This is a genomic window from Azospirillum thiophilum, assembly GCF_001305595.1.
GTDB classification, from domain to species: domain Bacteria; phylum Pseudomonadota; class Alphaproteobacteria; order Azospirillales; family Azospirillaceae; genus Azospirillum; species Azospirillum thiophilum.
Genome location: NZ_CP012403.1, coordinates 765,306 through 783,794, shown reverse-complemented (window position 1 = coordinate 783,794; position 18,489 = coordinate 765,306). Strand labels below are relative to the sequence as shown.

The window sequence follows — 18,489 nt, the reverse complement described above, 5'->3', positions numbered from 1 at the left end:
CAAACGCATCGGATCCGTGTAGAATCAGGCTTGCCCGATCAATGGGGGGCCAGACTGACGAACTTCACCTGCTCGAATGCCTGGAATCCCTCGCTTCCACCCTCCAGACCGATGCCGCTGTCCTTGACGCCTCCGAAAGGTGTCTCGGGATAGGATACCAGCCAGTGGTTCACCACGACGTTGCCGCACTCGATCTCCGCCGAAAGCCGGTCGGCCAGGGCGAGATCGCGGGTGAAGACATAGGATGCCAGCCCAAGCGACAGGCGGTTCGCCAACGCCACAGCCTCCTCCGCGTCACGGAATGAGGCGACCAGCGCCAGCGGCCCGAACGGTTCCTCGTTCGCGGCCCGGCAGGAAGGCGTGACGCCGGCCAGCACCGTCGGCCGATAGAAGAAGCCCGGCCTGTCGATGCGGGCGCCGCCGGCCATCACGGTGGCACCGTTGCGACGGGCATCCTCAACCAGTGCATCGATGGCCTCCAGCCGCCGGGCATTTTGCACCGGCCCCATCTGCGTTGCCGGATCGAAGGGATCGCCGACACGAATCGCCGACGCGGCCTCGGCGAAGGCGGCGGCGAAACGGTCATGGATCGTCTCATGCACAAAGAAACGGGTCGGCGACGTGCAAATCTGCCCTGAACTGCGGAACTTCGCGGCGGCGGCACCGCGGGCCACCGCCTCGACATCCACGTCGGGGAAAACCAGCACCGGGGCATGGCCGCCCAGTTCGAATACCCCTCTTTTCATCGTCCGCGTCGCCAGGGCGGCCAGATGCTTGCCGACGGGAATCGAGCCGGTGAAGGACACCATGCGGATGGCGTCGGCCTCCATCAGCCGGTCCGCCACCATGCCGGGATTGCCGAACAGCATGTTCGCGACACCGGCCGGCAATCCTGCTTCGGCCAGCATGTGGGCGATGAAGAGCGCCGCCGCCGGCGTCCCCTCGGACGGTTTGATGATGATGGAACAGCCCGCACCCAGCGCGCCCGCGATTTTGCGCGCCGGCGTGATCGCCGGGGCGTTCCAGCCGCTGAAGGCCGCCACCGGTCCGACCGGCTCGCGCAATGCCATCAGCCGGTGGCCGGGGGTGCGGGATGGAATGATGCGGCCATAGGAGCGGCGGCATTCCTCCGCCGCCCAGTCGAACATGCCGGCCGCCGTCTCCACCTCGCGCGCGGCTTCGGGGAGCGGCTTGCCCAATTCCAGCGTGATCAGGGCGGCGAGCCCGCCAGCCTCCGCCCGCATCAGGTCGGCCGTGCGGCGCAACAGCGCTGATCGTTCGATCGCGCTGGTCCGCCGCCACACCTTGAACCCGTCCGCCGCCGCCGCCACCGCCGCATCGACATCTCCGGTGGTGGCGTGGGGCAGCAGGCCCAGCGTCGTGCCGGTCGCCGGGTCGATCACCGCTTCGGTGGTCCGGCCCCCGGCCTCGATCCGGCGTCCACCGATCCACAGGTGAAGGTCGGGATAAGCGGCGTTCGTCATCGTTGCCTCGGTGCGTTGAAACGGACGGGATCAGGCAAATGGACAGAGTCAGGCGGTCGCCAGCACGCCCGTATCGCAGGAGCGGAAGCCCGGCCCGCTGAGTTCCGCCAGCCTCGCCAGCTCGGCCCCGAGCCAGGCCGGGTCGCGGCGGCCGGCCCAGAACAGCGGCCCGCCCTCCCATGGCGGAAAGCCATAGCCGTTGACCAGCACGAGGTCGATGTCCGATGCACGGGCGGAAACCCCCTCGGACAGCAGGCAGGCGGCCTCGTTGACCATGGTCAACAGAACGCGGATGACGATCTCGTCATCGGAAATGGCGCGGCGGACGATGCCCTTGGCGGCCGACGCCGCCTCGATCAACGCGGTCACCTCCGGATCGGGTTCGCCACGCCTGGCACCGGGCGGATAGCGGTAGTAGCCGGCGCCGGTCTTGCGGCCGAGCCGCCCGGCCTCGCACAGCCGGTCGGGAATCTCGACATAGCGGGCGGCCGGGCAAGCGAGCAGGCTTTGGGTTGCCGCCTGCTGCCGACGCATCCGCCAGGCGATGTCCAGCCCCGACAGATCGGCGACGGCGAACGGCCCCATGGCGAAGCCGAACCGCTCCAGGGCCGCGTCGATCCCGGCCGGCAGGGCGCCCTCCTCGATCAGGAATTCGCACTGGCGGCGGTAGGCGGCGTAGATGCGGTTGCCGATGAAGCCGAAGGCGTTGCCCGCCACCACCGGCAGCTTGCCCAACCGCTTGGCCAGCGCGAGGCCGGTCGCCAGAACCTCGGGTGCGGTTTTCGTCCCGCGCACCACCTCCAGCAGGCGCATGACGTTGGCCGGACTGAAGAAATGCAGGCCCACCACATCCTGGGGCCGGCCGGTCGCCGCCGCGATGGCATCGAGGTCGAGGTAGGACGTGTTCGACGCCAGCACCGCCCCGGGCGCCAGCACGGCGTCGAGCCGGTGAAACAGATCCTGCTTGACCGGCAGGTCCTCGAACACCGCCTCGATCACCAGGTCGGCGGTGCCGAGCGCCCCCATGTCGGTGGCAGGGTCGAGCGCGGCCAGCCGCTTCCCGGCCGCCTCGGCGCTCATCTTTCCGGCATCGACCCGGCGGGCATAATGGTCGCGCAGTCGGGCCATCCCGGTGTCGAGCGCCCCGGCGTCGCGTTCGAGCAGGATCACCGGAAGGCCGGCATCGAGCGCGGCGATGGCGATGCCGGTGCCCATGGTGCCGGCACCGATCACCCCGACCCGCTCCAGCCGCCGGGGCGCCACGCCCTCCAGCCCCGGAATGCGGGCCGACTCCCGCTCGGCGAAGAACAGGTGGCGGCGGGCCGCCGCCTCCGTTTCCAGGCGCAGGCGCTGGAAAACAGCCCGTTCCTCCGCCAGCGCCTCGTTCAGCGGGCGCCCGGCGGCGGCACGGACGGCACGGATCGCCTCCACCACCGGCGGGCGGTTGCGGCCGGCGCGCAGGGCGGCCCCGGCAGCCGCCTCGATGCGCTCGGCCGGCTCGACGGGGACCGGTCGGTCGGCCACCCGGCATTTGCTGCCCGAGAGCGCCTGCGCATGGGCGATGGCGGCGGCGCGCAACGCCTCCGCCCCCTCTCCTTCCGCCAGGGCGTCGACCAGGCCGAGCGCCAGCGCGTCGGCGGCGGCCACCCGCCGGCCTTCGCAGATCATCCCGATGGCGGTGGAGATGCCGACCAGGCGCGGCAGGCGCTGGGTGCCTCCGGCGCCGGGAATCATGCCCAGCGTCACTTCCGGCAGGCCCACCAACGTGCCGGGAGCGGCGATGCGGGCGTCGCAGCCCAGCGCCAGTTCGAACCCGCCGCCCAGCGCCGCCCCATGCAGGGCGGCGACCACCGGCTTCGGACAGGCCTCGATGGCGGCGATCACCGCCGGCAGTTGCGGTTCCTCCAGCGGCTGGCCAAACTCCCGGAGGTCGGAGCCGGCGATGAAGGTCTTGCCGGCTCCGATCAACACCGCTGCCGTGACGCCAGGGTCCGCTGCGACCTCGGCGATGGCGTCGAGCAGCCCGCGGCGCACCCCGGCCGAGCCGGCGTTGATCGGCGGGTTGTCAATGACGATGACCGCCACCGCACCGTCCCGTTCCAGCCGGACCTGTCCGCCGGAAGTGACGGCTCCGGGCCGGCCGCCGCTCACTTCGCCACCAGGGGGCAACCGCCCTGGTCCATCGGGCGGAAGGCCTTGTCGCCGGGCACCGTCTCCAGGACCTTGTAATAATCCCACGGCCCCTTGGACTCCGACGGCTTCTTCACCTGCATCAGATACATGTCGCGGATCACCCGGCCATCGGGACGGATTGAGCCGTTCCTGGTGTAGAAGTCGTTGATCGGCATCTTGCGCATCTGTTCGGCCAGCTTGGTGGCGTCATCGCTGTCGATCGCCTGGATCGCCTTCAGATAGTGGGTCACGGCGCCATAGACCGCCGCCTGCAGGCCGCCGGGCGCCCGGCCGTTGAAACGGTCCATGAAGCGCTTGCTCCAGGCCCGCGTCTCGTCGTTCATGTCCCAATAGAAGCTTTCGGCGAAGGTCAGACCCTGCGCGCTCTCCAGCCCCAGGGCATGGATGTCGGGCAGGTTGACCAGCAGCGCCGCCATCGTCTTGCCGCCGGCGGTGATGCCGAATTCGCCCGCCTGTTTGACCGCATTGATCATGTCGGCCCCGGCATTCGCCAGACCGATCACGGTGGCCGGCGAGGACTGCGCCTGCAGCAGGTAGGACGAGAAGTCCGCGGTGTTGAGCGGCGCCCGCACCGCCCCGACGACGGTGCCGCCGTTGGCCTTGACCACGCGGGTCGCCTCGCCTTCCAGCGCATGGCCGAAGCTGTAGTCGGCGGTCAGGAAATACCAGTCCTTCAGGCCGCGCTTGACCAGCGCAGTGGTGGCGACGGTCGGCAGGGCGTAGTTGTCGTAGGCCCAATGCACGCCGACGGGCGAGCAGGCCTTGCCGGTCAGTTCCGGCGTCCCCGGGCCGGTTGCCAGGAACATGCGGTTCTTGTCGCGCGAGATGCCCTGGACGGAGAGCGCCACGGCGGACGACACCACCTCGGTGATCGCATCGACGCCCTCGACGTCATACCAGCGCCGGGCGATGCCGGAGCCGATGTCGGCCTTGTTCTGATGGTCGGCCGAGACGATCTCGATCGCCGCGCCGTTGACCTTGCCGCCGAAATCCTCCGCCGCCATCTGGGCCGCCAGCACGGCGCCGGCGCCGACATTGTCGGAATAGGGACCGGACATGTCGGTCAGTACGCCGATCTTCACCGTCTTGCCGGAAATCTCGGCGGCGGCTCCACCGGCCAGACCGATGATCAGCGCGGCGATGGCGGTGGCAGTGGAGGTAGCTGTCAGCGCCCGCAGGCCGGACGCCCGAACAGTGATGGCACGCATGAATGATCCCTCCCCGGGGAATTGATGGCCGCCGCCTTGCTTTCGGTCGGCGGCCGGTTATTGTCGGAATGCTTGCCGCCGGAGCGCTTGCCGTCGGAACGGGGCTCAGCGGTGGACGATCTCGCTCAGGACCGGCAGCAGATGGGCGATGAAGCCCTCCGGATCCTCGCTCATCGGGAAATGGCCCAGCCCCGGCATGATCGATACGGTGGCGCCGGGAATGCAGGCGGCGGTCTCCAGCGTGTCGGCCGGAGAGCAGGAATAGTCGTATTCGCCGGTCAGCAGATAGAGCGGGCAGCGGCTGGTGTCGATCTCGCCCAACCGGTGGCGGATGTCGCCGTCCACCTTGTAGAAATAGAGGTCGCCCTTGAAGATGCCCGGACCGCCCTGCATGTAGTGCCAGACCGTCTCCCAGCGGTGGGCGTCGGGGGCATTCGGCCCGACCAGCCCGGCGGCGATGGCGGCACAGACCTCCCCGCCATTCACGTCCGGGTGATGCAGCCAGGTCGTATCGTAATAGGGATGGACGTGGGCGGAGGATTGCAGCCCGATGATGGCGCGGAACTCCCCGGCATGCTCCATCGCCAGATGCAGCGCGATGCGTCCGCCGATGGAACAGCCCATCGCCACCGGGCGGTCAAGGTCCAGCGCCCGGCAGACCGTCAGGATGATGTCGGTGTAATCGGCGCTGGTCAGCTGGTAGTCGCCGCCCTGCCAGCCGGCGGGCGGCGAGGATTTGCCGTGCCAGGGCAGGTCGAAGGCGATGACGCGGAAATCGCGGGTGATGCGCGGATCGTTCAGGATGCCGCGGAACTGGCGGCCGTCCGATCCGGCGGTGTGCAGGCAGACCAGCGGTATGCCCTGCCCCGCCTCCTCGAAATAGATCCGGTGCTCGCGGCCCTTGTGATCCAGCCGCATGTAACGCCCGGTGATGGATTCGATCGTCGCACGCATCAGGCGGTTTCCTTCGGGCTGCGCAGGCTGGCCATCACGTCCTTGATGTAGAGGAGGTTGGCCATGAAGGGTTGCAGGTTGCCGGACAGGGTCAGCTCCCCCCGCCGCAGCAGGGCGAACAGGTCGTGGAAACCCGGCGGCGGCAGCGGCTGCCAGAAGCGCCCCAGCGCATCGGCCCCGCAGGACAGGCCGAAGGTCCAGGACGGCATGACGAACGGACCCTTGCGCACCTCGGCGATCCGCCCGCGGTCGATGGAGATCAGATAGGCGTCGGCGCCGATGTCCAGCCGCATCACCGCGGTCAGGAACCGGCCGCGATGGACGAGCCGCTCATTGGCGTTCACAAGCTCCGGCAGCGAGAGCACATCCGGCCTGGGCATCATCGGTTCCTCCCGGAACGGTTTTCGGTATCGTTTTCTTGGGACTGGGCGGTTGCGTCCGCCGTTGCGAGTTGGACCAGCGCATCGACCGCCAGCGCCCCCTGCCCGTCGGCCATCACCATCAGCGGATTGATCTCCGCCTCCAGCACGGTCACGTCGTCCAGCAGGGCAAGACGGGAGACGGCGACCAGCGCGTCGGCGACGGCGCCGAGGTCGCCCTCCGTCCGGCCGCGATAGCCGGCCAGGGCCTGGAGCGCCTTCACCTCGCCGATCATCTCCAGCGCGGTATCGCGGTCCACCGGCGCCAGCCGCAGGGCACGGTCGCGGAAGATCTCGGTCAGCACCCCGCCGGCGGCCAGCATCACCACCGGCCCGACCTGGGGGTCGCGGCGCAGGCCGACCAGCACCTCGCCCACGCCGCGAGTCATCGGCTGGACCAGGATGTTCCGCACGCCCACCTCCGGCCTTGCGGCCTCGACCCGGCCGCGGATCGCCGCCATGGCGGCGGACAGCGCATCGGCGTCGGCGATGTTCAGCACCACGCCGCCCAGGTCGGTCTTGTGGGCGATGTCGGGATGCAGAACCTTGGCGACCACCGGGTAGGCGAAGGGAAGCTCCGGCACCGGCTCGCCGACCGTCAGCACCGCGACCGGCGCATGGGGAACGCCGACGCGGGCAAACAGACGGTAGGCCTCGGCCTCGTCGATGGTCCGCCCGGCTCCCGGATGAGGAGACGGCGATGGCGTCGCCAGTTCGGGACGCGGGGCCCGGCGGTTGAGCGCGGCGGCGATCACGTCGCCGCAGGATTCCGGCGCGCGGAAACAGGGAACCCCGGCGGCGTTCAGGCGCAGCAGCGCTTCCGGAGCCTCCGGCACGATGAAGGCGGCCAACGGCTTGTCATGCTCGCGCGCGCTGTCGATCACCGGCGCCACCGCCAGATCGGGCTGGAAACGGGCGGAGGATCCGACGGTCGCCAGGACGAGATCGAATTCCGGCGCGGTCTGCATCACCCCCAGCGCGGCCTTCATCACGTCGTAGCGGGTGCCGGCCAGCGTCAGGTCGACCAAGCGCCCCTCCCCGGCCGCGATCCCGGCCTCGGCGAGACGACGCACGGTTTCCGCGCTCGGGGCGGCGACCCGCACGCCGCGGATGGCGAGCTGGTCGATGGCCATGGCAGCACCGCCGCCGGTGGTGGTGACGACGCCGACGGCGGGTTGCCGTCCGGTCTTCGACCGCATCCGGGGTGGCATGCGGTTGAGCAGCGGCATGACCTCGAGCAGCCCGTCGAAGGATTCCACCCGGGCGATCCCGCAGTCCCGCAGGAAGGTGTCGGCGACGTCGTCCTCCCCGGCCAGCGCGCCGGTGTGGGAAACCGCCAGCTCCGCCGCCTCCGCCGAGCGGCCCAGCTTGTAGGCCGCCACCGGCTTGCCGCGCGCCGCCGCCGCCAGCGCGAAGCGACGCAGGGCGTCGGCGTTGCGCATCGATTCAAGGAACAGCAGATAGCCGCCGATCTTCGGATCGTCGAGCGTCGCCTCGCAGATTTCGCCGACCGACAGATCCACCTCGCCGCCGACCGACACCAGCCCGGCGAAGCCCACGCCGCGCGCCTTGCCCCGCGACAACAGGGCACCGATCAGGCTTCCGCTGTGCGAGGCGACGAACACCCCGCCTTCCGGCAGGTCGGGTTCGGCAAAGGCGGCGTTGGCGGTCAGCACCAGACGCTCATGCACGTTGACGACACCGATGCTGGACGGGCCGAGCACACGCACGCCGTAGGACCGCCCGATCTCCGCCAACCGCCGTTCGCGCTCGACGCCGGCACCGCCCGCCTCGGAAAAGCCGCCGGCCAGGATGGTCGCGACCGGAACGCCCAGACGCCCGCACTCCTCCAGCGCGGCGATGGCCGCGTCGGTGCCGGTCAGGATGAAGGCATGGTCCGGCCGTTCCGGCAGGGCCGACAGCGACGCGAAGGCCGGCTCACCCTGCACGGTGGCGCGGGTGGGATTGACGCTGTAGACCTCGCCGCCATAGCCGGCACGGCGCAGGAAGCGCAGCGGACGGGCGGCGGTCTTCGCGATGTCGTCCGACACCCCGACCAGCGCCACCGACCGCGGCCGCAGCAGCGCCTCGGCCAGAGCGAAGCCGGTGCAGCCCTTGACCATGCCGCTCACGACCGGCCCTCCCGCGGTGGACGCTGATCGAAGCGACGCTCGAACAGTTCCTCGGCAATGCGGTTCTTCAAAATTTCGATTGAGCCGCCGGCGATCATCCAGCCGCGTGTCCGCTTCACGCAGTATTCGACCAGCGCTTCCTGGCTGTACCCGGTGCCGCCCATGATCTGCAGGGCTTCATTGGCGACCTCGAAGCCGGCAAGGTTGCAGGCCAGCTTGGCGATCGAGGTTTCATAGGCCGACGGCAGGCCGTTGTCGGCATTGGTCGCGGCACGGTAGAGCAGCAGCTGCGCGCCTTCCAGCTTCAGCGCCATGTCCGCGAATTTCCATTGCAGGCCCTGGAACTCGCACAGCGGGCGGCCGAACTGGACCCGCGTCTCCGCATGATCCTTGGCGAGGTTGAAGGCATGCCGGCCCAGCGCCAGCGCCCGCGAGGCGTTGCCGATGCGCTCCACGTTGAAGCCGGCAATCTGTTTCTTGAAGCCGCCCGGCCCCAGCAGGACGTTCGCCTTGGGAACCCGGCAGTCCTCGAAATAGAGCTGGCACCATTCCTCGCCGCTCATGAAGGCGGAGGGCTGGCCGATGGTGAAGCCCGGCGTCCCGCGCTCGATCAGCACCGAGCCGATGCCGCCGACGCCGGGGGCAAAGCGGACATAGACCAGGAACAGCGTCGCTTCCGGGCTGTGGGTGGAAAAGACCTTCGACCCGTTGATGACGTAATGATCGCCATCCTCGCGGGCGCTGGTCTTCAGGTCGGTGACCGCCGATCCGGCGTCCGGTTCGCTCATGCCCAGCGCCAGCAGCTTGCGCCCGGCGAGCAGGTCGCCCAGCCAGCGCTCCTTCTGCTCTGCACTGGCATATTCGGCAAAGGTGCGGATCGGCCCGAAATTGCCGGCCTGGACGACGTCGGCACTCTTGGGGCAGACCAGCGCCAGTTCCTGGATGGCGATCACCGCATCCATCAGCGTGCCGCCGACGCCGCCATCCTCCTCGCGCATCGTGATGCCCAGCAGGCCCATCTCCGACAGTTTCGCGGCCACGTCCCAGGGAAAGGCGGGGGAGTGGGCGCGCTTCAGTGCGTCAGCGGCCAGCTCGGCGCGGGCGAAGCGGCGCACGGAGTCGGCGAAGGCGCGCTGTTCCTGGTTGAGTTGAAAGTCCATGGGCTCCGACGGGGGCTATCGAATTGCGTTGCAGTCAATCAATCGCATTGACGAACAAGCGACAACTTCCTAGTTGTTGGCCTTCCATAACCTTTTGTAATGGACCTGAGACGGTGCGTCCGATCCCCCCGCTCAACCCGCTCCACGTCTTCGAATGCGCGGCCCGGCACGGCAGCTTCACCAAGGCGGCGGAAGAGCTGGGCGTCACCCAGCCGGCGGTTAGCCGGCAGGTCGCCTTGCTGGAGGATTACCTGGGGGTCCGGCTGTTCCACCGCGAAACCCGCGGCCTGACCCTGACCGGCGAGGGCAAGCGGTATGCATCGCAGATCGCTCCCGCCTTCCGCTGCATCGCGGAGGCGACGGACGAACTGGTGTCCGCCCGTGCCGCCGCTCCCCTGAAGCTGCAGGTCTATGCGACCTTCATGGCGAAATGGCTGATGCGGCGCTTGCCGCAGCTGCAGACCAACCACCCCGATCTGCGGTTGCGCACCCGAACCGCGGTGACGCCGGTCGACTTCGCCCGCGACAATGTCGACGCGGCGATCCAGCTTGGCACCGGCGATTGGCAGGGCATGGACTCGGTTTTCCTGTTCGCCGACGAAATCCTGCCGGTGTGCAGTCCCGCCCTTCTGGCAGGCGGACCGCCGGTGAAAACTTCGGCCGATCTGCTGCGCTACCCGTTGCTGCACTCCCATTACCGGCGGCGGGACTGGCCCGACTGGCTGGAAGCCGCCGGCGCGGCGATGGCGGACACGCAGGAACCGCTGATGTTCCCCAGTTCGTTGCTGACCTACCAGGCCGCCCTGGACGGGCTTGGCATCGCCATGGGCCAACCCGCCATGCTGGAGACGGAATTGCGCAGCGGCAGTCTGGTCTGCCCGATCGACCGGCCGCTGCGCCGCGATCTCGGCTATTACTTCGTGGTGCCGCCCAACCACCAGGACCGCGCCCGCATCGCGAAGGTGCGCAACTGGCTGCTGGAGCAGGTAGCGGCCGGGTGACGCATGGCGGCGATGCCCGGCAGCCTGCCCATTACCGCAGGTTATGCTTCGCCAAGTTTATGTCAGTTGCCGCATCCATCCCGGCTTCCGATAGTCGGGGCCGCGGCCGGCCGCGTCGCAGCCGCCACGCTCCGCCGCCATCATCCAGCCCAAGCCGGAAGGCCCAGTCCATGACCGAAGCATTTCTGTGCGACGCCGTGCGCACGCCGATCGGACGGTACGCCGGCGCGCTATCGACGGTGCGCGCCGACGATCTCGCCGCCATTCCCTTACGGGCGCTGCTCGACCGCAATCCATCCCTGGACCCGGCGGCGATCGAAGACGTGATCCTGGGCTGCGCCAACCAGGCGGGGGAGGACAACCGCAACATCGCGCGCATGGCGGTCCTGCTTGCCGGCTTGCCCGAAACGGTGCCGGGCACCACGGTGAACCGTCTATGCGGGTCGGGGCTCGACGCCATCGCGCTCGCGGCGCGCGGCGTGCGGGCGGGCGAACAGGCGTTGCTCCTGGCCGGCGGGGCGGAGAGCATGTCGCGCGCACCCTTCGTGATGGCCAAGGCCGACGACGCCTACTCCCGCGCGATGCGGTTGGAGGACACCACGATGGGCTGGCGCTTCGTCAACCCGCGCCTGAAGGCGTCGCATGGCGTGGACAGCATGCCGGAAACCGCCGAGGCGGTGGCCGAGCGGTATGGCATCGCCCGCGAGGATCAGGACTCCTTCGCCCTGCGCTCGCAGCAGCGCGCCGCAGCCGCCCAGCGCAGCGGACGCTTTGCCCGGGAGATCGTCGCCGTGCCGGTCGCCGGCCGCAAGGGTGCGATCACCGAGGTGACGGCCGACGAGCATCCGCGGCCGGACACCACGCTCGATCAGCTCGCGGCACTGAAGCCGGTGGTGCGTCCCGGCGGTACGGTGACCGCCGGCAATGCGTCCGGCATCAACGACGGCGCGGCGGCGCTGATCGTCGCCGGCGAGGCGGCGGCCAGGCGCCATGGGCTGACGCCGCGTGCCCGCATCGTCGGCGCGGCGGTCGCCGGGGTCGAGCCGCGCGTGATGGGCATCGGACCGGTCCCGGCTGTGCGCCTCCTGCTCGAGCGCACCGGCCTGCCGCTCGACCGCATCGACGTGATCGAGTTGAACGAGGCGTTCGCCGCACAGGGTCTTGCCTGCCTGCGCGAACTGGGGCTGGCGGACGACGATCCTCGGGTGAATCCCAACGGCGGCGCCATCGCGCTCGGTCATCCGCTGGGGATGTCCGGCGCCCGGCTGGCGACCACCGCGCTGGTCGAGCTGGAACTGCGCGGCGGCCGGTATGCCCTGTGCACCATGTGCATCGGCGTCGGCCAGGGCATCGCGCTGCTGCTGGAACGGGTGTAACAAGGGCAGGTTCCGAAGTGAAAAGGGCGGCCTCCCGATAGAGGCCGCCCTTTTCGCGTCGAGCGGTTGCCTTGCGATCAGAGCGCCTGTTGCAGCTCCGGCACGGCCTTGAACAGGTCGGCGACGAGGCCGTAATCGGCGACCTGGAAGATCGGCGCCTCCTCGTCCTTGTTGATGGCGACGATCACCTTGCTGTCCTTCATGCCGGCCAGATGCTGGATCGCGCCGGAGATGCCGACGGCGATGTAGAGGTCCGGCGCCACGATCTTGCCGGTCTGCCCAACCTGATAGTCGTTCGGCACGAAGCCGGCGTCGACGGCGGCACGGCTTGCACCGACCGCGGCGCCCAACGTGTCGGCCAGCGCCTCCAGCATCGGGAAATTCTCGCCCGACTGCATGCCGCGCCCGCCCGACACGATGATGCGCGCGCTGGTCAGCTCCGGCCGCTCCGACTTCGACAGCTCGGCCGAGACGAAGCCCGACAGGCCGGGATCGGCCAGGGCGGCGACGGGCTCGATCGGGGCGCTTCCGCCGGAGCCTGCCGCCTCGAAGGCGGTGGTGCGGACGGTGAGGATCTTCACCGGGTCGGCGGACTGCACGGTGGCGATGGCGTTGCCGGCATAGATCGGCCGCTCGAAGCTGTCGGCGGAGACCACCGCGGTGATGTCGGAGATCATCGCCACGTCGAGCAGCGCCGCGACCCGCGGCAGCACGTTCTTGCCCGTCGAAGTGGCGGCGGCGAGGATATGGCCGTAGCCGGGGGCGAGCGACACCAGCAGCGCCGCCAGCGGTTCGGCAAGGGCGTGCTCATAGGCGGCATCGTCGGCGACCAGCACCTTGGCGACACCGTCCAGCCTGGAGGCTGCGTCGGCGGCGGACGCGGCGTTGCGGCCGGCGACCAGGACATGGATGTCAGAACCAAGCTTGGCGGCGGCGGTCACCGCATGGGCGGTGGCGGGCTTGAGGGTCGCATTGTCGTGGTCGGCGAGGATCAGGATGGGCATGGGGGTTGGTCCTTTGGTAACGGAGCTTAGCGGGTGGTGGAGTGTCGGCTGCGGATGCCCCCTCCCTAACCCTCCCCCGTTTCACAGGAGAGGGGACTGCCGCCGCTTCGCGAACAATTCACGCCGGCAAGCGTCCTACCCCCTCTCCCGCGGGAGCGGGGGAGGGATGGGGAGGGGGCAAACGGGACGACCACTCCCCTCAGATCACGCGCGCTTCGGTCTTCAACTTGTCGACCAAGGCGGCGACATCGGCCACCTTGACGCCGGCCTTGCGCTTGGGCGGCTCGACCACCTTCAAGGTCGTCAGCCGCGGCGTCACGTCGACGCCGAGCGCGTCGGGCGTGACGGTCTCCAGCGGCTTCTTCTTCGCCTTCATGATGTTGGGCAGCGAGGCGTAGCGCGGTTCGTTCAGCCGCAGATCGGCGGTGACCACCGCCGGCAGCGTGAGCGACACGACCTCCAGCCCGCCGTCGATCTCGCGCGTCACCGCGACCGTGCCCTCACCAGCGGCGACCTTCGAGGCGAAGGTGCCCTGGCCCCAGCCGAGCAGCGCCGCCAGCATCTGGCCGGTCTGGTTGCAATCGTCGTCGATCGCCTGCTTGCCGAGGATCACCATCCCCGGCGCCTCCTTCTCCACCAGCGCCTTCAACACCTTGGCGACCGCCAGCGGTTCGGTCGTCCCGTCGGTCTGCACCAGGATGGCGCGGTCGGCCCCCATGGCCAGCGCAGTGCGCAGCGTCTCCTGGGCCTGGGCCGGACCGACGGAGACGACGACGATCTCGGTCGCCGTGCCGGCCTCTTTCAGCCGCACCGCCTCTTCGACGGCGATCTCGTCGAAGGGATTCATGCTCATCTTCACGTTGGCGGTCTCGACGCCGCTGCCATCCGCCTTCACGCGGATCTTCACATTGTAGTCGACGACCCGCTTGACGGGGACGAGGAGTTTCATGGCTTACCTCCTTATGCGGCTCTGATGTCGGCGAGGCGGGATATCAGCGATTCCCTTTCCCGGGCAGCCGGTGCAGGATCTCGCCGACGATTCCCCGCCGGAACAAGAGGACGCATCCGACGAAGATGCAGCCGATGACGACCGGCACCGGCAGGCTGGTGGCGGCGAGGTAGCTTTCCAGCGTCACCACCAGCGCCGCACCCACCACCGGGCCGAACAAGGTGCCCATGCCGCCGAGCAGCGTCATCAGCACCACCTCGCCCGACATCTGCCACGTCACGTCGGTCAGCGAGGCCAGTTGGAACACCAGCGCCTTGGTCCCGCCGGCCAGCCCCGCCAAGCTTGCCGACAGCACGAAGGCCACCAGCTTGTAGCGGTCGGTGCGGTAGCCCAGCGACACCGCCCGCGGCTCGTTCTCGCGGATCGCCTTCAGCACCTGGCCGAACGGCGAATGCACCGTGCGCCACACCAGCGCAAAGCCGCCGAGGAAGATCGCCAGCACCACATAATACATCGTCAGCGGCTGGCCGAGGTCGAACAGCCCGAACAGCGTGCCGCGCGGAACGCCCTGGATGCCGTCCTCGCCATGGGTGAAGGGAAGCTGCAGCGCCAGGAAGAACACCATCTGGCTCAAGGCCAGCGTGATCATGGCGAAGTAGATGCCCTGCCGCCGGATCGCGATCAGCCCGAAGACCAGCCCCATCAGCCCGGCGACGGCGGTGGCGGCGAGCAGGCCCGCCTCCGGCGCCCAGCCCCATTCCTTCACCGTGTGGGCGGCGATGTAGGCCGCCGATCCGAAGAAGGCGGCATGGCCGAAGCTCAACAGGCCGGCGAAGCCGATCAGCAGGTTGAAGGCGCAGGCGAACAGCGCGAAGCACAGCACCTTCATCAGGAACACCGGATACAGCAGGAACGGTGCCAGCACCGCCAGCAGCAGCCCGCCCCCCAGCAGCAACGCCTTGCGCGCCCCCGCCTCCATCCCCGTCCGCGGCAGCGCCTGGGTTTGCATGCTCATCGCTTATCTCTCCCGTCCGAACAGGCCGGCCGGCTTCACCATCAGCACCACGGCCATGATCACGAACACCACGATGTTGGAGGCCTCCGGGTAGACCACCTTGGTCAGCCCCTCCAGCAGCCCCAGCCCCAGCCCGGTCACGATGGCGCCGAGGATCGAGCCCATGCCGCCGATCACCACCACCGCGAACACCACGATGATGATGTTGGAGCCCATCAGCGGCGACACCTGGTAGATCGGCGCCGCCAGCACCCCGGCCAGACCGGCCAGCGCCACCCCGAAGCCGTAGGTCAGCGACACCATCACCGGCACATTGATGCCGAAGGCCTGCACCAGCGTCGGGTTCTCCGTCGCCGCGCGCAGATACGCCCCCAGCCTGGTCCGCTCGATGGCGAACCAGGTGCCCAGGCACACCAGCAGCGAGGCCGCCACCACCCAGCCGCGATATGTCGGCAGATACATGAAGCCCAGGTTGGTGCCGCCCTTCAGCAGGTCCGGGATCGGATAGGGCTGGCCCGACACGCCATACTGGTGGCGGAAGGCGCCCTCGAAGATCAGCGCCAGCCCGAAGGTCAGCAGCAGCCCATAGAGATGGTCGACCTTGTAGAGCCGGCGCAGCATCGTGCGTTCCAGCACCAGCCCGACGGCGCCGACCACCAGGGGCGCCAGCACCAGCGCCCCCCAATAGCCGATGCCGGCATGGCTCAGCAGCAGCCACGCCACGAAGGCGCCGACCATGTACAAGGCGCCATGCGCCATGTTGACGACGTTGAGCATGCCGAAGATCACCGCCAGCCCGAGGCTGAGCAGCGCATAGAAGGAGCCGTTGATCAGGCCGAGCAGCAGCTGGCCGAACAGGGCCTGCGGCGGAATGCCGAGCAGATGGGACATGGTGGGTCTCTCGTCTCCCGCTCACACGCCGAGATAGGTGTGGAGCTTGTCCATGTTGGCGTGGAGCCGGTCGTTGGGGATCATGTCCACCACATGCCCTTCCTCCATGACGTAATGGCGGTCGGCGATGGTGGCGGCGAAGCGGAAATTCTGTTCGACCAGGACGATGGTGAAGCCGCGGGCCTTGAGCGCCCGCACCGCCACGCCGATCTGCTCGATGATGACGGGAGCCAGCCCTTCGGTCGGCTCGTCCAGCAGGATCAGGCTGGCACCGGTGCGCAGGATGCGGGCGATCGCCAGCATCTGCTGCTCGCCGCCCGACAGCCGCGTGCCCTGGGTCGAACCGCGCCCCTTCAGGTTGGGGAACAGCTCGTAAATCTGGGCGACGGTCATGCCGCCCTCCTTCACCACCGGCGGCAGCGTCAGGTTCTCGTCGACGCTGAGCGAGGAGAAGATGCCGCGCTCCTCCGGCACGTAGCTGATGCCGAGCCGCGGGATTTTGTGCTGGGCCATGCCGATCAGCTCCTGGCCCTGGAAGCGGATCGAGCCGGTGCGCTTGGCCATGATGCCCATGACGGCGCGCATGGTCGAGGTCTTGCCGGCGCCGTTGCGGCCAAGCAGCGTCACCACCTCGCCCTGCCGCACCTCCAGGCTGACGCCGTGCAGCACATGGCTCTCGCCGTAGAAGCCGTGCAGGTCGGAAATCTCCAGCATGGCCGTTCCCACTCGGGCGGTCTTGGTGTTCATCCCCTCAGGCATGTCCGGTCCCCATATACGCTTCCATCACCTGCGGGTTCTTCGACACCACCTCGTAGGGCCCCTCGGCGAGGATCTCGCCGCGGCGGAGCACGGTGATGGTGTCGGAGAGATGGGCGACGACAGACAGGTTGTGCTCGACCATCAGCACGGTGCGGTCGGCGGCGACGCGCTTGATCAGGGCCGCGGTGCCCTCGATGTCCTCATGGCCCATGCCGGCCAGCGGCTCGTCGAGCAGCATCACCTCGGGGTCGAGCGCCAGGGTGGTGGCGATCTCGAGAGCCCGCTTGCGGCCATAGGGCAGCTCGGCAGCGGTGTGCCCGGCCCAGGGGGAGAGGTTGACCGCCTCGATCAGCTCCAGCGCGCGATCGTGCAGGTCGTAGAGCGACGACTCCGACTTCCAGAAATGGAAGCTGGTGCCGAGCGGGCGCTGGAGCGCGACGCGGACATTCTCCAGCACGCTGAGATGCGGGAAGACGGCCGAGATCTGGAAGGACCGCACCAAGCCCATCAGCGCGATGTCGGCCGGCTTGGTGCGGGTGATGTCGCGGCCCTTGTAGAGGATCTGGCCGCGGGTGGGCGTCAGGAACTTGGTGAGCAGGTTGAACACCGTGCTCTTGCCGGCGCCGTTCGGGCCGATCAGCGCATGGATGGTGCCGCGGCGAACCTGCAGGTTCACCTCCTTGACCGCGACGAAGCCCTTGAACTCCTTCGTCAGGTTGCGCGCTTCCAGGATGATGTCGTCGGTGGCTCCGGTGGTCATTCCTGTTCTTTCCCGGTCTTGGGTCGGTCGACCGGCGGCGGACCGACATAGCGTGATGTCGGTCGCAGCATGCGCCCGGTCCGTTCCTGTTCGCGCACATGCGCCGCCCATCCAGCCGCGCGGCTGGCCGCGAAGAGGGGGGTGAAGCCGGCCCGCGGCACACCGAGCGCCTCCAGCAGCAGGGCGGCGTAGAATTCCACATTGGTGTGCAGGGGCCGGTCGGGACGCCGCGATGCCATCACCGACAGCACCGTCCGCTCGACCGTTTCGGCGAAGGCGAGCCGACCATCGGGCGCCCAGCTCGCGCCGGACCGCTGCAGCGCCAGCACGCTGTCCTTCATGATGTCCGCGCGTGGATCGCGGATGTGGTAGGCCCGCGACCCGAAGCCCATCAGGCGTTCCCCCCGGGCGAGCGCGGCCACCACCCAGTCTTCCGCATGGTCTGCCTTGCCGATGGCGTCCAGCATGTCGAGGACCAGCCCCGGTGCGCCACCATGCAGCGGTCCTTCCAGCGCGCCCAGTGCCGCCAACGCGGCGGCCGACAAGCCGCCCCCGGTCGAGGCGACCACGCGGGCCGTTAAGGTCGAGGCGTTCACACCATGATCGACCATGGCGACCAGATAACGGTCCAGCATCCGCGTTTCCGTCTCGCCTGGGGTGGCACCATGGATCATGCGCAGCAGGTCGGCTGCATGCGGCAGGGAGCGGTCCGGCGCCACCGGAGCTTGACCGCGAACCAGCCGGATGGCCGAAGCGGCGGCGACGGCGGTCCCGGCCACCAGCAGCAGCGGCGTCATCGCAGCCCCCGGCAGCGAGGCCAGCAGCCAGCGCTGAAGCTCGATCACGGTGAGATCGGACGGCATCACCGCGAAACGGGGAGACAGCCGCGCGAAGGCGTCGCATCTCGCTGCTCCCAACGCATCCAGGCTCATCCGCGCCGGGATCTCCGCATCCCACAGGATCGCCACGACCTCTTCATAGGAGCGGTCGATCAGGTCGGGCAGGCGATGCCCGCGCATCACCATCTCGCCCGTCGCCGGGTCGCCCCCGCTCAGGCTGGTATCGGCGGCCGATATCCGCTCCATCGTCATGCTGTCCGGTAAGGGGTGAGGGGCGCCACCGCCGGAAGGGCTGCGGCGGATTCGATGGAAATCCTAAGCAATCCGCCCTCCGGCTCAACTTCG

General features: G+C 69.0%; 16 protein-coding genes. 2 read left to right on the top strand and 14 right to left on the bottom strand.

All coding sequences use genetic code 11. From position 1 onward, the window contains the following. Positions 1-38: 38 nt before the first annotated feature. The 7 genes from AL072_RS22460 to AL072_RS22430 form a co-directional block, all read right to left on the bottom strand. The gene (locus tag AL072_RS22460) at positions 39-1,484 is read right to left on the bottom strand and encodes an NAD-dependent succinate-semialdehyde dehydrogenase (RefSeq protein ID WP_045584393.1); all 1,446 of its coding nucleotides are present in this window, start codon (positions 1,482-1,484) and stop codon (positions 39-41) included. Positions 1,485-1,532: 48 nt separating this feature from the next. After that, a complete protein-coding gene (locus AL072_RS22455) occupies positions 1,533-3,635 on the bottom strand; it encodes a 3-hydroxyacyl-CoA dehydrogenase NAD-binding domain-containing protein (RefSeq protein ID WP_082109204.1) in 2,103 nt (700 codons plus the stop codon). Then, positions 3,632-4,885, bottom strand: coding sequence for an ABC transporter substrate-binding protein (locus AL072_RS22450; protein WP_045584392.1), 1,254 nt, complete (start codon positions 4,883-4,885; stop codon positions 3,632-3,634). Before AL072_RS22450 ends, AL072_RS22455 begins: the two co-directional genes overlap by 4 nt. A 105-nt stretch (positions 4,886-4,990) precedes the next feature. Beyond that, complete coding sequence (locus AL072_RS22445) at positions 4,991-5,839, bottom strand: alpha/beta fold hydrolase (RefSeq protein WP_045584391.1); 849 nt, start codon at positions 5,837-5,839, stop codon at positions 4,991-4,993. After that, a complete protein-coding gene (locus tag AL072_RS22440; protein WP_144428340.1) occupies positions 5,839-6,222 on the bottom strand; it encodes a hypothetical protein in 384 nt (127 codons plus the stop codon). The genes AL072_RS22445 and AL072_RS22440 overlap by 1 nt, the downstream gene beginning before the upstream one ends. After that, on the bottom strand, positions 6,219-8,381 hold the full coding sequence (locus AL072_RS22435; RefSeq protein WP_045584682.1) for an acetate--CoA ligase family protein: 2,163 nt from the start codon (positions 8,379-8,381) through the stop codon (positions 6,219-6,221). The genes AL072_RS22440 and AL072_RS22435 overlap by 4 nt, the downstream gene beginning before the upstream one ends. A 5-nt stretch (positions 8,382-8,386) precedes the next feature. Further along, the gene (locus AL072_RS22430; protein ID WP_045584390.1) at positions 8,387-9,550 is read right to left on the bottom strand and encodes an acyl-CoA dehydrogenase family protein; all 1,164 of its coding nucleotides are present in this window, start codon (positions 9,548-9,550) and stop codon (positions 8,387-8,389) included. A gap of 113 nt (positions 9,551-9,663) precedes the next feature. Here AL072_RS22430 and gcvA point away from each other — a divergent pair, with 113 nt between their 5' ends. Together gcvA and pcaF are read left to right on the top strand one after the other, a co-directional pair. Next, positions 9,664-10,551, top strand: a complete 888-nt coding sequence (gene gcvA / locus AL072_RS22425; protein ID WP_052710264.1) for a transcriptional regulator GcvA — start codon at positions 9,664-9,666, stop codon at positions 10,549-10,551. A gap of 170 nt (positions 10,552-10,721) precedes the next feature. After that, positions 10,722-11,927, top strand: a complete 1,206-nt coding sequence (gene pcaF, locus AL072_RS22420; protein ID WP_045584389.1) for a 3-oxoadipyl-CoA thiolase — start codon at positions 10,722-10,724, stop codon at positions 11,925-11,927. A 77-nt stretch (positions 11,928-12,004) separates the two neighbouring features. Here pcaF and AL072_RS22415 read toward each other — a convergent pair whose 3' ends face one another. The 7 genes from AL072_RS22415 to AL072_RS22385 form a co-directional block, all read right to left on the bottom strand. Next, on the bottom strand, positions 12,005-12,931 hold the full coding sequence (locus tag AL072_RS22415) for an electron transfer flavoprotein subunit alpha/FixB family protein (protein ID WP_045584388.1): 927 nt from the start codon (positions 12,929-12,931) through the stop codon (positions 12,005-12,007). A 199-nt stretch (positions 12,932-13,130) separates the two neighbouring features. Beyond that, positions 13,131-13,880 carry an electron transfer flavoprotein subunit beta/FixA family protein gene (locus tag AL072_RS22410; protein ID WP_045584387.1) on the bottom strand — a complete coding sequence of 250 codons (750 nt, stop codon included), beginning with the start codon at positions 13,878-13,880 and terminating at the stop codon, positions 13,131-13,133. Between the two features lie 43 nt (positions 13,881-13,923). Next, positions 13,924-14,859: a branched-chain amino acid ABC transporter permease gene (locus AL072_RS22405; RefSeq protein ID WP_425388610.1), complete on the bottom strand. Its 936-nt coding sequence runs from the start codon at positions 14,857-14,859 to the stop codon at positions 13,924-13,926. 39 nt (positions 14,860-14,898) lie between these two features. Continuing rightward, positions 14,899-15,786, bottom strand: coding sequence for a branched-chain amino acid ABC transporter permease (locus AL072_RS22400; RefSeq protein WP_045582802.1), 888 nt, complete (start codon positions 15,784-15,786; stop codon positions 14,899-14,901). A gap of 21 nt (positions 15,787-15,807) precedes the next feature. Continuing rightward, a complete protein-coding gene (locus AL072_RS22395) occupies positions 15,808-16,545 on the bottom strand; it encodes an ABC transporter ATP-binding protein (RefSeq protein ID WP_045583156.1) in 738 nt (245 codons plus the stop codon). After that, positions 16,538-17,305: an ABC transporter ATP-binding protein gene (locus tag AL072_RS22390; RefSeq protein ID WP_045584385.1), complete on the bottom strand. Its 768-nt coding sequence runs from the start codon at positions 17,303-17,305 to the stop codon at positions 16,538-16,540. Before AL072_RS22390 ends, AL072_RS22395 begins: the two co-directional genes overlap by 8 nt. Beyond that, a complete protein-coding gene (locus AL072_RS22385) occupies positions 17,302-18,390 on the bottom strand; it encodes a citrate synthase (protein ID WP_200909888.1) in 1,089 nt (362 codons plus the stop codon). Before AL072_RS22385 ends, AL072_RS22390 begins: the two co-directional genes overlap by 4 nt. Positions 18,391-18,489: the final 99 nt, after the last annotated feature.